General features: G+C 63.5%; 13 protein-coding genes. 3 read left to right on the top strand and 10 right to left on the bottom strand.

All coding sequences use genetic code 11. The features are described 5' to 3' along the window. Positions 1-27: 27 nt before the first annotated feature. The 7 genes from AACH55_RS11275 to AACH55_RS11245 all read right to left on the bottom strand — a co-directional run bounded on the left by AACH55_RS11275 (position 28) and on the right by AACH55_RS11245 (position 8165). A complete protein-coding gene (locus AACH55_RS11275) occupies positions 28-1545 on the bottom strand; it encodes a sugar ABC transporter ATP-binding protein (RefSeq protein WP_338719674.1) in 1518 nt (505 codons plus the stop codon). 51 nt (positions 1546-1596) lie between these two features. Beyond that, a complete protein-coding gene (locus tag AACH55_RS11270) occupies positions 1597-2685 on the bottom strand; it encodes a sugar ABC transporter substrate-binding protein (protein ID WP_338719672.1) in 1089 nt (362 codons plus the stop codon). Positions 2686-2852: 167 nt separating this feature from the next. Beyond that, entirely contained in the window at positions 2853-3566 is a 714-nt protein-coding gene (gene rpiA / locus AACH55_RS11265; protein ID WP_338719670.1) for a ribose-5-phosphate isomerase RpiA, read from the bottom strand. 65 nt (positions 3567-3631) lie between these two features. Further along, the gene (locus AACH55_RS11260) at positions 3632-4471 is read right to left on the bottom strand and encodes a MurR/RpiR family transcriptional regulator (protein WP_338719668.1); all 840 of its coding nucleotides are present in this window, start codon (positions 4469-4471) and stop codon (positions 3632-3634) included. A 9-nt stretch (positions 4472-4480) separates the two neighbouring features. Next, the gene (gene gph / locus AACH55_RS11255) at positions 4481-5167 is read right to left on the bottom strand and encodes a phosphoglycolate phosphatase (protein WP_338719666.1); all 687 of its coding nucleotides are present in this window, start codon (positions 5165-5167) and stop codon (positions 4481-4483) included. After that, positions 5164-6687 (bottom strand): xylulokinase, encoded by a 1524-nt coding sequence (gene xylB / locus AACH55_RS11250; RefSeq protein ID WP_338719664.1) that lies wholly within the window; start codon positions 6685-6687, stop codon positions 5164-5166. The genes gph and xylB overlap by 4 nt, the downstream gene beginning before the upstream one ends. 2 nt (positions 6688-6689) lie before the next feature. Further along, the gene (locus tag AACH55_RS11245) at positions 6690-8165 is read right to left on the bottom strand and encodes an NAD-dependent succinate-semialdehyde dehydrogenase (RefSeq protein ID WP_338719662.1); all 1476 of its coding nucleotides are present in this window, start codon (positions 8163-8165) and stop codon (positions 6690-6692) included. A 180-nt stretch (positions 8166-8345) separates the two neighbouring features. On the opposite strand from AACH55_RS11245, the gene AACH55_RS11240 reads away from it, so the two are divergent. After that, positions 8346-9098: an SDR family NAD(P)-dependent oxidoreductase gene (locus tag AACH55_RS11240; protein ID WP_338719660.1), complete on the top strand. Its 753-nt coding sequence runs from the start codon at positions 8346-8348 to the stop codon at positions 9096-9098. An 85-nt stretch (positions 9099-9183) separates the two neighbouring features. On the opposite strand, the gene AACH55_RS11235 is transcribed toward AACH55_RS11240, so the two are convergent. From AACH55_RS11235 to AACH55_RS11225, 3 genes are all read right to left on the bottom strand, one after another. Further along, positions 9184-9390 carry a hypothetical protein gene (locus AACH55_RS11235; RefSeq protein ID WP_338719658.1) on the bottom strand — a complete coding sequence of 69 codons (207 nt, stop codon included), beginning with the start codon at positions 9388-9390 and terminating at the stop codon, positions 9184-9186. 123 nt (positions 9391-9513) lie between these two features. Then, entirely contained in the window at positions 9514-10263 is a 750-nt protein-coding gene (locus AACH55_RS11230) for a transporter (protein ID WP_338719656.1), read from the bottom strand. Positions 10264-10720: 457 nt separating this feature from the next. After that, entirely contained in the window at positions 10721-11653 is a 933-nt protein-coding gene (locus AACH55_RS11225; RefSeq protein WP_338719654.1) for an HDOD domain-containing protein, read from the bottom strand. A 349-nt stretch (positions 11654-12002) separates the two neighbouring features. On the opposite strand from AACH55_RS11225, the gene AACH55_RS11220 reads away from it, so the two are divergent. Continuing rightward, entirely contained in the window at positions 12003-13070 is a 1068-nt protein-coding gene (locus AACH55_RS11220; RefSeq protein ID WP_338719652.1) for a ligase-associated DNA damage response exonuclease, read from the top strand. Next, positions 13063-14763: an ATP-dependent DNA ligase gene (locus AACH55_RS11215; protein ID WP_338719650.1), complete on the top strand. Its 1701-nt coding sequence runs from the start codon at positions 13063-13065 to the stop codon at positions 14761-14763. Before AACH55_RS11220 ends, AACH55_RS11215 begins: the two co-directional genes overlap by 8 nt. The last annotated feature ends 18 nt before the right edge of the window (positions 14764-14781 follow it).

Raw genomic sequence — 14781 nt, 5'->3', positions numbered from 1 at the left:
GAGGAGTCTCCTTGTTTCATGTTGTCGTCACTGCGCCAACTGGCGCAGGCGGTCGGTGCTGATGTCGCTGCCACTGAGCGTGTGCGCGATGCGTCCACGCTGGAAGATGCAGACCCGGTCGGCCGCTCGCGCCAGCTCGTCCACATCGGTGGAGACGATGATCACGGCCACGCCAGAGCGGCTCAACTGATCGAGGATGCGCAGCACATCCTGCTTGACGCCGACGTCGATGCCGCGGGTGGGCTCGTCCAGGATCAACAGGCGCGGCGTGGTGGCCAGCACCCGCCCCAGGCAGACCTTCTGCTGGTTGCCGCCGCTGAGCGTATTGACGGCTTCCTCGCTGCTGCCGGCCTTGATCCCCATGCGCTGGACATAGCTGCTGCAGATGGCGTGCTCCTGCAGCTGGTCCACCAGGCCGGCCCGCAAGCGGCGCGGCAACGATGACAGCGCGATGTTCTCGCGGATGGACAGGTGGCCGACCACGCCGTCGCGCCTGCGGTCGTCGGACAGATAGGCGATGCCCATGGCAAAGGCCTGGTCGGGCGACTGCGGCAGGCGCGCCATATCCTCCCGCGGAAAGCGGATGCTGCCAGCCGGCAGCGGCGTCAAGCCGAACAGGCCGCGCGCCAGTTCCTTGGCCCCCTCGCCCGGCAAGCCGGTGAAACCGATGATCTCGCCGGGCCGGATCGTCAGTTGCTGCACGTCCAGCCGTTCAGCAGCGATATCGCTGAGGCAGATCAACTCCGCCGGCACACTGTGCGCCGGGAGCTGCCCCCGTTCACGCTGAAACAGCGCCAGGCCCCGCCCCAGCACGAATTCGGAGAGTTGTGACGATGTGAGACTCTGCACTTGCTCGCTGGTGGCGACCAGCCGCCCGTCACGCAAGACGGTGACGGCATCGCAGATGTCGAGGATTTCATCGTTATAGTGCGAGATGAAGAGGAAGGTCACGCCGCCAGCGCGCAACTGGCGCATGAACTCGAACAACTGCAGCCGGTCGGGAACGGTCAGTGCCGCCGTCGGCTCATCGAGGATGAGGAGGCTGCCGCCCGAGAACATGGCCCGCAGGATATTGAGCTTGCGCCGCGCAACGGCATTGAGGGAACCGGCCGGACACTCTGCATCAATACCGCTGCCGGCCAGCATGCGCGCGGCATTCTGGCACATGCGCCGGGTCGAGATAAAGCCGCGTGAGGCTGGCCAGAGGCCCAGCATCAGGTTATCCATCACCGACATGTGCTCGATGATCATCGGTTCCTGCGGCACCAGGAAAACACCGGCGGCTTCCATGCGGTGGACGTCGGCGCCCTGGATTTCCTGCTCGCCGAGGAAGATACGGCCCTCGCTGGGCGTGCGCTGGCCGGAGATGAGACCCACCAGCGTACTCTTGCCCGCCCCGTTCTCGCCCAGCAGGCCGTGGATGGTGCCACGCCGGATGCCCAGTGTAACGTCGCGCAGCGCGTGGAAGGCGCCATAGCGTTTGCCCAGCTTGTCCACGCGCAGCGCCAGGTCGGTATGGCCTGCGAGGGAATTGTCAGTCGTCATGGCGTCTCCTTGATTCGGTCACGTGACTCTCGCCTGTACCGTGAGCGGGGCTCAGGTATAGGCGATCCCCCAGACCTTTTCGGCTACATAGCCCCAGTGGCGCTGGTCGGCGGCATTGCTGCGGTCGATCACGAAGGGCGGAATGATGAGCGTGGGACCGGTCTTGCCTTTGACGATCTGGCCCTTTTCCCAGAAGTACTTCTTGTTTTCGTAGGGGCCGATGGGGACGTCCTTGCCGGGGATCGCGTGCTTCACCAGCATCTCCACGGCCACTTCGCCATAGGCAATCGGATCCTGCGAGACGCAGGCGTCCATGTAGCCGTCCTGGATCCAGCGCAGCGCCACCGGCTCGCCATCGATGGTGACGAAGATGACGTGATCCTTTTCATCCACCTTCTTCCAGCGGTTCTTCTGCTGCAAGGCCGTGGCGATGCCGCGCGCGGGCGAATCGCTGGGCGCGTGGACGGCATCGAGGTCAGGATGTTCGGACAGCGTGGCCAGGGTCACGGCCAGCATCTGGTCCAGCTTGCCTTCGGTCGGGCGGCTGATATAGGTGATGCCGGGATACTTGGCGAACTCGGCGTCCATGCCCTCCTTGCGCTGACGCCACGCCACGCTGGCCAGTGCCCCATAGCAGTTGAGCACCTTGCCCTTGGCGCTGCCATGTTTCTTGACGAGACGATTGATGATCTCCTTGGCGGCCATGACGCCGCCCAGATAATTGTCAAAGCTGACGGTGATGGCGACATTGCCGCTTTCGGCCGGCGTATCGATGATGGCCACCGGGATCTTCTGCTGGTTGTAGCGGCGCAGGCCGCTGACGATGGCCTGGCTGTCGATGGGGTCCGACACCAGGGCTGCCGGGCGCGAGAGCATCAGCGACTGCCACTGCTCCAGCTGGCGGGTATTGTCGAAGCTGGCATTGGTGGCCTGGAACTTGCCCTGATTGGCCTCCACCGCGCGCTTGACGGCGGCTTCTTCGATCACGAAAAAGTAATAGTCCAGGCTCTTGTTGCTGAATGGGATCAACAGCTTTTGCTGGGCCCCGGCCCAACCGGGAACACCCAAGGCGCTCAGGCCGCCCAGGGCCAATCCGCCGAGCAGAAGCTGGCGACGCGTCGATGCGGAATGCGATTTCATGTCTACCTCCAATTGGTTTATATAGTTTTACTATCAAGCCCACCGGCAATCAGGGTTCGAAGAAAAGCTTCACCCTGCCAACGGCAGACATCCTCGGGGAAAAACAGCCGGAAAAGAAACGTCATCTTTCGCACGCAAACGGCCCAGCCCGGACGCGCGAAGTTTTACTAGCTCGCCGGACGCAAGGAAACGTAGGTCGAGCCATCGAAACACCCCACCACCATGCCCGCCGCTTCACGGGTGAACAGTCCGTTCTCCACCACGCCGGGGATGCGATTGAGTTCCCTTTCCAACAGCGGTGCATCGGCGATGGCCTGGCAATGGCAATCGAGGATGAAATGACCACTGTCGGTGACCACCGGGCGCTCGTCGCGGGTGCGGCGGACGATGCGGGCCTCGATGCCCTGCGTGCGCAGCAGGCCGGCGATCATGCGGTCGGTCTGCTTCCAGGCGAACTGCACCACTTCCACCGGGAGTGGGAAAGCACCGAGCCGGTCAACGATCTTGCTCTCATCGCAAATGGTGATCATGCGGGTGGAGGCGTGGGCGATGATCTTCTCCCACAGCAGGCAGGCACCGCCACCCTTGATCATCTGGAAATCGCGGTCAATCTCGTCAGGCCCGTCGATGGTCAGATCGATCTGACCGATCTCGTTGGGGTCCACGATGGGGATACCGACTTCGCGCGCGACATCGATGGTCGAGCGCGAGGTGGCGGTGCAGGTGACGTCGAGGCCGTCGGCGATATGCTTGGCCAGTTCCCGCACGAAGAAGTGCGAGGTGGTCCCCGAGCCCAGGCCCAGGCGCATGCCGCCCCTTACGAATTCGTCGATGGCCCGACGACCGGCCAGTTTCTTTGCTTCGTTCTGGTTCAACTGCATGGTCTCTCCTTCAAAAAAGCTGCGTGATCCTGGCCACTGGTCCGACATCCCGGTCCATGGCCGGACTAGATCTTGTCGGTCATCCAGGAATCCAGGGCCGGCAACTGGTCGGGGAATTCGCTGTTGCTGGCCACGGCGATTGCCGTGACCAGCATGTTGACGACCAGGTGGTGATTCAGCCGTGAGGCCAGCGGGGTCATGAATTCGGTCTGGTCATAGGGCAAGACGGCGATGAGCGCATCGGTAACCTGTGCCAGCGGGCTGTCGGCGGCCGTCACCGAGACCACGCGCGCGCCCCCGGCACGCGCCGCGATGGCCAGCTCCACCATGCGCTTGGTATGGCCGGACTGCGAGAAAATCAGTGCCACTTCATGGGGCCGCGATTTCTCGGCATGCATCCATTGCTTCTTCTCTTCCATCACCGCCGAGCAGCGCAGGCCCAGGCGTTGGAACTTGTGCTCGGCATCCAGCGCGGTGATTTCAGAAATGCCGCTGGCATAAATGCCGATCCAGGTGGCCGATTGCAGCAGGGATGCCGCTTCTTCGATCTGTTGCGGCACAAGGTCTTCCAACGCGCGCTGGATGGCCGAAAGCGAATTACGGCAGGTCTTGCGCACGATCTGGCCGATATCGTCCTCCTTGGTGATCTGCTCATAGACGAAAGGTGCCGCAGGCACCAGGCTCTGTGCCAGACTCAGCTTGAAATCCTGATAGCCGTTGAATCCGAAGCGGCGGCAGAAGCGCACGATGGTCGGATCACTGACGGCACAGCGCTCGGCCAGTGATGCCATGCTCATGTGGATCACCTCGCCCGGCGCCTGGCTGACGAAATGCGCGATGCGCAACTCGGCCGGTTTCATTTCCTCTTGCTCGCGCACGATCTGCTGCAACAGACTGTTGCTCATGGCTGTCCTTTATGTGGTTGTCGATGGCCGTGCGGCCAAAGGCGCGATTTTATAAGACAGCAGGTCGATCAGCCGACGCAAGCGTTGCCCCGGGAGCACTTGGACCTCGCTGCCGCCACCCCACGGCACCACGAAGAACGGCACTCCGGCTGCAGCCGCGGTAGCCTGATCGACGGGCGTATCGCCGATGTAGGCCCAAGCACCGTCGACCAGTGCCATGCGCCGTGCCACAGCGCGCAAATGGCCGGGGTCAGGCTTGCAGGCCGGCACGGCATCGGCACCCAGCGCCACCTCCACCAGCGGCGACAAATCCAACAGATCGAGGATTTGGCGCGTCAAGGCATGGGGCTTGTTGGTACAGATACCCAGCCGGATGCCGGCAGCGTGCAGACTTTCCATATCTTCCTTCACATGCGGGAAGAAGCGCGTATGGCGGGCCGGATGGCGGTGATAGTGGCCTAGGTAGGATTGCACAGCCACGTCCAGAGCCGCCTCGTCAACGGCAATGCCCTGATCCATCAGGATATCCTCGATCAGGCGACGCGGACCGTTGCCGATGAAGCGTTCGACACAGGCGACCTCCAGCGTGGCATGCCCTTGCTCCTGCAGGTAGGCATTGACGGCGGCGGCGATATCGGGCGCGCTGTCGATCAGGGTGCCATCAAGATCAAAGATGAAAGCATCGTAGCCGGTCATGCCCCCTCCCCTTGGGCCGCGATCCTGCCCAGCCGCTGGAAGCTCTCGGCCAGTGTGGCGTAGAGGCCCTGATAGATCGCGTGCGCTTCGCGGTACAGCGCACCGCGCGCCGGATCAGGGCGCTCGCGCGTGAGTTCGGGCATGAGGCCGGCGGCGTGGTCGATGTCTGGCCAGACCTGCAGGCTGACACCCGCCAGCAAGGCCGCACCCAGCGCGGCACCTTCTGCTGCGCCCTGGCGGGTGACCACATCGCAGCCCAGCATGTCAGCCTGGATCTGGCGCCACAGCGCAGCCCGTGCACCGCCGCCGGAACTGCTGATCCATCCAGAGACCACGCCCATGGCATTCATCAGGCTGTGCATGTCGGCCAGGGAATGCACCACCCCTTCCAGCACACTGCGCGCCAGGTCGGCAAAACCATGACGCGCCGACAGACCGATGAAGGCGGCACGCGCCAAGGGATCGGGATACGGGCAGCGTTCCCCATGGAGATAAGGCAGGAACAGCAAGCCGCGTGCGCCGGGCAGGCTCTGCGCAGCGGCGGCGACGATATCCTCGAAGCCGGAGACCGGGCCGCCTGCCTGGATGGCGTGACGGAACCAGGCCAGCGCACCGCCCGCATTGAGCGATACGCCCATCGCATGCCAACGTCCGGGATCGACATTGCAGAACAACTGGATACGGCCATCCGAGGAGGACACGGGGCGATCCAGTGCCGCCGCCAGGATGCCGGCGGTACCGATGGTGGTCTGCAAGGCGCCCGGCGCCACCACGCCCGCCCCCAGCGACTGGATCACGCTGTCGCCGCCACCGCCGATGACCGGGATGCCGGGCGCGATACCAAACAAGTCTGCCGCCTGCGCGTGCACCTCGCCGCTGACCACCTGCGATTCATGACAGGCCGGAAAATGTGACGGATCAAGCCCGGCAGCGCGGATCAATCCGTCGGCCCAGCATCGCTCGCGCACGTTGAACAGGCCGGTGCCGGAGGCATCCGAGACTTCGGTGGCCAGCTCGCCGGTAAGCACGTAGCGCAGGTAATCCTTGGGATTGAGCGCCACACGCAGACGTGCATAGTGCTGCGGCTCATGCTGCTGCATCCATAGCAGCTTGCCGCCGGTATAGCCGACCAGCATGCGATTGCCGGTCTGTGCCAGCAAACCGGGCAAGCCGCCCGCCGCCTCGGTGATCTGAGCGGCCTGGGCTTGGTTACGCTGGTCATTCCAGAGGATGGCGTGGCGCAAGGGCCGATAGTGAGCGTCCAGCGCTGTCAGGCCATGCATCTGCCCCGACAGGCCGATACCCAGCAACTGCACTGGCCCCGCCGATTGCAAGGCCGATGCCACCGCCTCGCGTGCTGCCGCGATCCACGCGGCCGGATCCTGCTCAACCCAGCGCTCATGCGGCTGCGAGACGGGATAGCCGGCACTGGCGCTGGCCAGCACATGCGCTTCGGTGGAGAGCAGCAAGGCCTTGCAGGCCGAAGTGCCGAGGTCGATACCCAACAGAGCGGCACGCATGCTCAGCCCCCCACGCCATGACGCAGGCGCACGTGCTTGAACTGGAAATACTCCAGCAAGCCTTCGCGCCCGTGTTCGACACCGATGCCGCTCTGCTTGCGGCCACCATAGGGGGCATTCATGATGCCGGCATCGACATGGTTGATGGCGACGTTGCCGACATCGAGTTCGGCGGCGCAGCGATGGATCTCCTGCAGGTTCTGGGTGTAGACGTAGGCCGCCAAGCCATAAGGGGTGTCGTTGGCCAGGGCGATGGCCTCATCGAGATCGTCGAAGGGGGCAACCCCCACCAGCGGGCCGAAGGTTTCTTCACGCATGACCAGCATCTCGGGAGTGCAATCAGCCACGATGCTAGGCTGAAAGAACAGTCCCTTGTCAAAAGCTTCACCCTGCGGCACAGCACCACCCGTGAGCAACCGCGCGCCCTTGTCCAGCGCATCCTGCAGGTGCTGCCGCGTCTTCTGCAATGGCGCGACCTGGGCCATCGCACCAAGATCAGCCTGCGGAGACAGCAGACCATCACCGATGACCAGCTTGCGCGTGGCGGCAGTCAATTGCATCAGGAAATCTTCATAGACGGTGCGCTCGACGTAGATGCGATTAATGGCAATGCAGATCTGCCCCATGTTGCGGAACGCGCGCCGCACCGCGCCCTGCACGGCCTGCTGCAGGTCGGCATGGCGCGTGACCAGCAGCGGGCAGTTGCCGCCCAACTCCAGCGAGAGCCGCTTGATGGCGGGACAGGATTGCTGGATCCGCAGGCCAGTGCGGGACGAACCGGTAAACGCCACCTTGGGGATGTCCGGGTGATCGACCAGCGCCTGGCCCACGCCGGCGCCATCCCCGGTCAGCACGCTCACCACACCCGGCGGGATGCCGGCCTGGCGAGTCTTGTCAGCGATGTAGAGAGCGGTAAAGGGGGTGAACTCGGAAGGTTTGATGATGACCGGACAGCCCGCCGCCACGGCGGCACAGAGCTTCCAGCCTACCAATTCGGCCGGATAATTCCACGGCGTGATGGCGGCCACCACGCCAATGGCCTCGCGCAGCACCAGGCTCTGGTAGCCAGGCTGATCGTTGGGGATGACTTCGCCATGCACGCGCACGGCTTCTTCGGCGTAGAAGTGGCAGGCTTCGGCCAGTTTCCTGATCTCGCCCTGGGCTTCGTTGAAGGGCTTGCCCTGCTCCAGCGTCATCACCTCGGCCATGCCCGCGGCATCTTCGAGGATCAGGCGGCCTAGCGCGTGCAAGGCTGCGGCCCGCACCCGCGCCGGTTGACCTGCCCAAGGACGCCAGGCGGCGACGGCTGCGGCCACCGTTTCCCTGACCTCGAAGGGCGTGGCCACGGCGATGTGGCCGATCAGCTCGTCGCGGGCCGGATTGCGGACCGGTATGCGGGCGCCCTCTCCGGCAATGAATCGGCCTTGCGCAAACAGCTTGCCCGACAGGCGGGTTACGACCTCATGCATCTCCGACATTATGCATCTCCCAAAGCGATGACAAATATAGTATAACTAGATAAAGAGACGTAATGCAAACCTGCTCTCTCGAATATTTACAGAAAATTGGCGCAAAATCGGATTAAATATGCTGCATTCGTCAATTTCACTACCGCAATATATAGTATAACTACAATCCGTTATTAAAAAGGAGACAAGATGCAATCCCCTGCTTCAAGCGATCTACAGAACAGGCTAGCCTTGGTCACCGGTGCCGGTCAGGGCATAGGCGCGGCCTGCGCCGCTGCCCTTTCACGGCAGGGCGCAAGGGTCATCTGCACCGACCTGGATGGGCAAAGGGCGTGCAACACGGCGCTCCGGCTAGGTGCATCGGCCCAGGCCTTCACCCTGGATGTCACCGACAGCGCTGCCCTCCATGCGCTGGCAGCGCGCCTGCCGCCCCTGGACATCTTGGTCTGCAACGCAGGCATCGTCCGCAATACGCCGGCCGAAGAGATGAGCGATGAAGAATGGGACACGGTGCTGGGCGTGAATCTGGGCGGCGTCTTCAAGACCTGCCGCGCGTTCGGCCGACGTATGCTGGAACGCGGCCGTGGAAGCATCGTCAATATCGGGTCGATGTCGGGGATGATCGTCAACGTGCCGCAGCCGCAATGTCACTACAATGCGTCCAAGGCGGCCGTGCATCACCTGACCCGCTCTTTGGCCGTGGAGTGGGCGGCACGCGGGGTGCGCGTCAATGCGGTCGCGCCCACCTACATCGTCACACCGTTGCTGCAGGAACTGGAAAAGGAACAGACGCAGATGGCGCGCTGGATGACGATGACACCCCAGGGGCGCATGGGGCGGCCGGAGGAAATCGCCGAAGTGGTGGCCTTCCTGGCCTCGGATGCTGCCAGTCTCATGACCGGCGCCATCGTCAATGCAGATGGTGGTTATACCTGCTTATGAAGGTTCGTGCAGGCAGGGGAGGCGCAAAAAAGCCGGCCACCTTGCGGTGCCGGCTTGATCGGCCTGCTGCGGGTCCAGGCTGGACTCAGACGCGGTAGATTTTCTCGCCGGTCTGGACAATCCTGAATTTCTCGTTGGTCAGGGGATCCAGCGCGCGGCCGTCGGCCAGCTTGTAGCTGCGGGTGAAGGCTTGTGCAGCCTCATCGGCCTCATCCTGCTGCGTCTGGTACACCTCTACGTGATAAGGTGCGCCGGTCTTGCCCTTGGCATCGAATTTTTCCACCAGATCCATATGTCGTCTCCTTAGTCGTGGCCTTGCGCCAAGGTGGAAGATAGCAGATTTGGCGCGGCTTTCCAGCGCATTGCATGTTGCAGCGCACAGAGATGAAGCTTTGTGCGCTGCCGGCCGGGCCGATCAGAAGTGCAAGGTGACCCCTGCCCCTAACTGGCGCGTCACCTCGGCCTTGTTCAGGCCGAATTTGGCACCGGCGTCCAGATCCACCGTCTTGCTCGGCGACCAGATCACCCCTACCAGCGCGTAGGACGGCAGCTTCTTGCTGGAGGCATCGGGATTCTGCGCCACGCCGGTATCGGCCACCAGGCGCCATTGCTCGTTCAAGCCATACCAGACGGCCGCCGAAGCGCGCCACAGGGTCTTGCGCTGGGCCTGCTGGTCACTCTCCAGCTTGAAGCGGCTGTAGCGCAGGCCGAGGTTGCCGTGCAAGGTCCACGGACCGGCTTCGTAGGAGGCAATCCCGGTCAGGGCCATGCTGCTCTTGCCCGTGCCCAGGCCCTTGTCTTCATCGCCGCTGGGCATGAAGAACTCCGGCTTGAGCGCCAGCGCCAGGCCGTCGGCCTCGTAGTAGCGCCACTTGGCGCCGGCCGAGACGTCTCCCACGCCCGTTCCGGTCGGGGACTGGAAGGTCTGCGGCAGGTTGAAGAACAGGTCCAGCTTGTCGGTGACCCCATAGGTGAACGTCAACGCACCCACATGACCGGCGTTGCCGTTCTGCTTGCTCCAGTCGGTATTCATTTCGAGCTGGATGCCGCCGGCTCCCTGCACGCCAGCGTCGTCCGTCACCAGCGGGTGCGCCGCGAAGGCCGGATGACTGGCAGCCAGCAGCAGTGCGCTCAGGCAGGACAGCTTGATGGTTTTGGTGTTCATGAAAGACCCCACTTTCTTGTGTTTTTTTCTTTGATCGGTACGGCATTCTCCGCGCCGCCGCGATGACACACCTCCGCCTGCTACGGACGTGACGGAGCACGTCGCAGGCGACGGAAAAGCAATGTGGTCGGAGCGAACCGAAGGGAAATCGCACCACTGGCATGCCAGGACACATTAGCAAAGAGACTGGCCATGCATTCCGGACTGGAGAAGTGCTGGCAAGGCTTATTTGATGAATATGTCCTCGTTGGTGGCTGCGGTAAATGCCGTGGCTTTTACGGAAGGAACATCAATCGGGCTGGGTTCATCGCGCCTAGCACGCAGCTGGAAGCGAAGTGCGGGCCGGGTCCGGTGCGCTTCACTTCCAGAGCGAGGTGGATAGTAACACCGGGGTCTGACAACTCTGCAACAAAAAACTTCGATTTTTGCTGACTAAATCTGACGATTCTTACAGGGCTCAAATCGGCTGCTCGGCGGCGGCGACCAGTTCCGGGCCGATTTCGCGCAATACGCGGGTAGGCACCTTGAGCAAGGCGCCCCAGTCGCTCCAGTCCCAGGAGACACGGCCGCACAGGTATTCCAGACTCGAAACCGGCAACCCGAAACGTTCACCCAAGGCCAGCAGGCGCGGCAGCAAGGCGGCCCGCCCGGTGTCGCTGGCCACGCAGACATCGGCCACACAGGCGGCCAGTTCCAGCAGGCGGATCAGGCGTTGCTGGCGGTCTTCCTCATCCATACCGGTGTGGTCGGCGTCACTATGGTGCAGCACGCTGTCACAGAAGAGCTTGGGGAAGAGCCAGTCCTGCATCATCGCCGCCGCCAGTTCCAGATGGTTGAATCCGAAGAGCGTCTTTTCTTCCTGGCGCAAAGCGGCCCCCTGTACACCACTGCCCAACAGTTCGCCATAAGGCTTCGGGCGCGCCGAGGCCAGGCCCAGGCGGCCGATATCGGCCAGCAGGCCGATGGTGAACATCTCGGCCGGTGGCGCTATCTGCAACAGGTCGCCCAGGGCCTGGCCGGCACAGGCCATGGCAGTGGACCGGCTCCAGAACTGGTCATAGTCGAATTCCTTGCAATCCCCGCGCCGGGCAGATTCGGTCAGCGAGATCGCCAGCGCCATCTGGCGCACGGCGTGCAAGCCCACCATCAGCAGCAGCTCGACATTGACCGACGCCACCATGCGGCCCTTGTTGATGTTGGGGATGTTGGCGATCTGGATCAGACGGCCAGCCAGCACCGGATCGCCCTGGACCTGCGCTACCAGTTCAGGCAGGGCAATGTCTTCCTGCTGGCACATCTGCATGATTTTCAGACGCACACCTGAGGGGGCGGGCAAGACTTCGGAGTCCTGCAATGCACGGAAAACCTGAGGATCGACGTAGTGAGACATGAGGATTTGAGTGATTCTTTGTAGTTCGATACTTGGCGCGGTGCCAATTTGAGTTGGCGACAAGCATACCCAAATAATGGCTGTTGTGCGATGCGGCAATGCAAAGGCGACACAAGTTTTCTCGGCTGGTGATTTCCTGCTTGCTGACAGAAACGCAAGACCGGCGCCGACAGCCGGGCGTCGGACCTGCCGTTAAGCTGACGGGACGGCACCAGGGCAACTTTGCCGAAAGTTTCATATAACGCGCTGCAAAGCCGCTACAAAAGCCCTGCGGGCATGGACAAAAACCTTCAGAGACGGCACAAGAGAGCCGCACGATTTTTCAAAGCAGAGCAAGGACGACACACGCATGGAAGACATGGTGGTGGTACGCAAGGAAGGCCTGTATTGCGTCCCCGGTGATTTCTACATCGACCCCTGGCGCCCGGTAGCGCGCGCAGTGATCACCCACGCCCACGCCGACCACGCCCGCATGGGCCATGCGCACTATCTGGCCGCCGCGCCAGGCGCAGGCATCCTGCGTGCCCGGCTCGGCGCCGGGATCAATCTGCAAGCGCTGCCCTATGGTGAAGGGATCAGCCACAACGGCGTGCAATTGTCGCTGCATCCGGCCGGCCATGTCCTGGGCTCGGCGCAACTGCGCATGGAGCATGCGGGTCGCATCTGGGTGGCCTCCGGCGATTACAAGCTGGAACCCGATGGCACCTGTGCCCCTTTCGAACCGGTACGCTGCCATGCCTTCATTACCGAATCCACCTTTGGCATGCCGATCTACCGCTGGCAGCCGCAGCAGGACATCTTCGAGGAGATCAACCAGTGGTGGCGCGGCAACGCCGCCGAAGGCCGCGCCAGCGTACTGTTCTGCTATTGCTTCGGCAAGGCCCAGCGGATCTTGCATGGTATCGACGCCAGTATCGGCCCCATCGTCTGCCATGGTGCGGTGGAGCCGCTCAATCGTCTCTATCGTGAGGCCGGTGTCGCCTTGCCGGATACCCTCACCGTGGGCGAAGCCGAGGCCGGCAGGCGCGGCAAGGCCGCTGCCTATGCCGGCAGTCTGATCATTGCGCCGCCCTCCGCTGCAGGCTCGCCCTGGATACGCCGCTTTGGCGACTACAGCGATGCCTTCGCCAGCGGCTGGATGCGCCTGCGCGGCACGCGCCGGCGGCGCGGGGTGGACCGTGGGTTCGTGCTGTCCGATCACGCGGACTGGCCGGCGCTGCAGGAAGCGATCAGCGCCACCGGGGCCGAGCGCATCATCGTGACCCACGGGCAAGTCGCCACGATGGTGCGCTGGCTGCGGCAGAACGGGCTGGATGCAGGGGCCTTCGCGACCGAGTATGGCGATGAGGAGACGGAGGACGGCCCGGTCCCGGCCCCGGCTACCGCAGTCATGGAGGAGGACGGCCGCCATGCGTGAATTTTCCCGGCTCTACACCGAACTGGACGCCACCACCTCCACCACCCGCAAGCTGGCGGCCCTGCAGGATTACTTCGGCCGTGCCGAGGCCGCCGATGCTGCCTGGGCGGTCTATTTCCTGGCCGGGGGCAAGCCGCGCCAGGCGGTCCCTACCGGCTTGCTCAAGCAATGTGCGATGGACTATGCGCAGATCGATGAATGGCTGTTCGAGGAGTGCTATCACAGCGTGGGTGACCTGGCCGAAACCATCGCTCACGTGTTGCCCCCGCCGAAGGCCAGCAACGACCTGGGCCTGGCACGCTGGATGGAAGAACGCATCGCCCCGTTGCGGGGGGCCGATCCGACACTGATCCGCACGGCGCTCTTCGCGGCCTGGGATGAACTGGACTGGCAAGGGCGCTTCCTGCTCTCCAAACTGATCGGCGGCGGCTTTCGCGTGGGGGTCTCACGTCTCCTGGTCACGCGTGCGCTGGCAAGCGTCGCCCAGCTCGATCCCAAACTGGTAGCCCAGCGCATGGTTGGCTGGACCGACGGCCGCGCCCGGCCCGATGCCTTGCGCTATGCACAACTGATCGCCCCGGCCGAAGGCCAGGATGCACAATTGCAGGGCGGCCAGCCCTACCCCTTCTTCCTGGCGCATCCCCTGCTGGAGCCGCCGGACACCCTTGGCCCGCTCACGGACTGGCAAGTGGAATGGAAATACGACGGCATCCGCGCCCAGCTGGTGCGGCGCCACGGCAGCAACTGGCTGTGGTCGCGCGGCGAAGAACTGATCACCGATCGCTTTCCGGAACTGGCCGCGCTGGCTCTGCCCGATGGCACCGTCATCGATGGCGAGATCGTGATCCGCCTGCCCGATTCCGGCTCGCAAGCCGATCGCGTAGCACCCTTCGCCGAGCTGCAAAAGCGCATCGGCCGCAAGAACCTGAACGCGCGCCTGCTGGCAGAACTGCCAGCAGGCCTGATCGCCTACGACCTGCTGGAACAGGAGGGCCAGGACCTGCGCAGCCTGCCCCAGCACGAGCGGCGCACCCGGCTGGCAGCGATGGTCCAAGATCATGCGGCACCAGCCCTGATGCTGGCCCCACAAATTGCAGCCGCCGACTGGGATGCGCTGGCGCAGTTGCGCACCACCTCGCGCGAGCGCGGCGTGGAAGGCATGATGTTGAAGCAGCGCGACGCCCACTACGGCATAGGCCGCACCCGCAACGTCGGTACCTGGTGGAAGTGGAAGGTCGACCCCTATTGCATCGATGCCGTGCTGATCTATGCCCAGGCCGGCCACGGGCGGCGCGCCTCGCTCTATACCGACTACACCTTCGCGCTCTGGGATGCCCCTGACGAACAGGGCGAACGCAAGCTGGTGCCCTTCGCCAAGGCCTATTCCGGCCTCACCGATGCGGAGATTGCCGTGGTGGACCAGACCATCCGCAAGACCACCATCGAGAAATTCGGCCCGGTGCGCAGCGTCAGGCCCAGCATGGTCTTCGAGATCGGCTTTGAAGGGATCGCCCTGTCTTCGCGCCACAAGGCCGGGATTGCAGTGCGTTTCCCGCGCATCTTGCGCCAGCGCCTGGACAAGACCGTCGAACAGGCCGATACCCTGGCCAGCCTGCGCGCACTGCTGGGACCATCGCCCAGCCTGCAGCAGGACGATCAGAAAGAACTGCACCGTGCCACGCAAGACGAATAAACCCGGCCCAGACGGAAA

This window comes from Herbaspirillum sp. DW155 (assembly GCF_037076565.1).
Taxonomy (GTDB): Bacteria; Pseudomonadota; Gammaproteobacteria; order Burkholderiales; family Burkholderiaceae_D; genus Herbaspirillum.
This window is presented reverse-complemented; position numbering and strand designations above follow the sequence as displayed.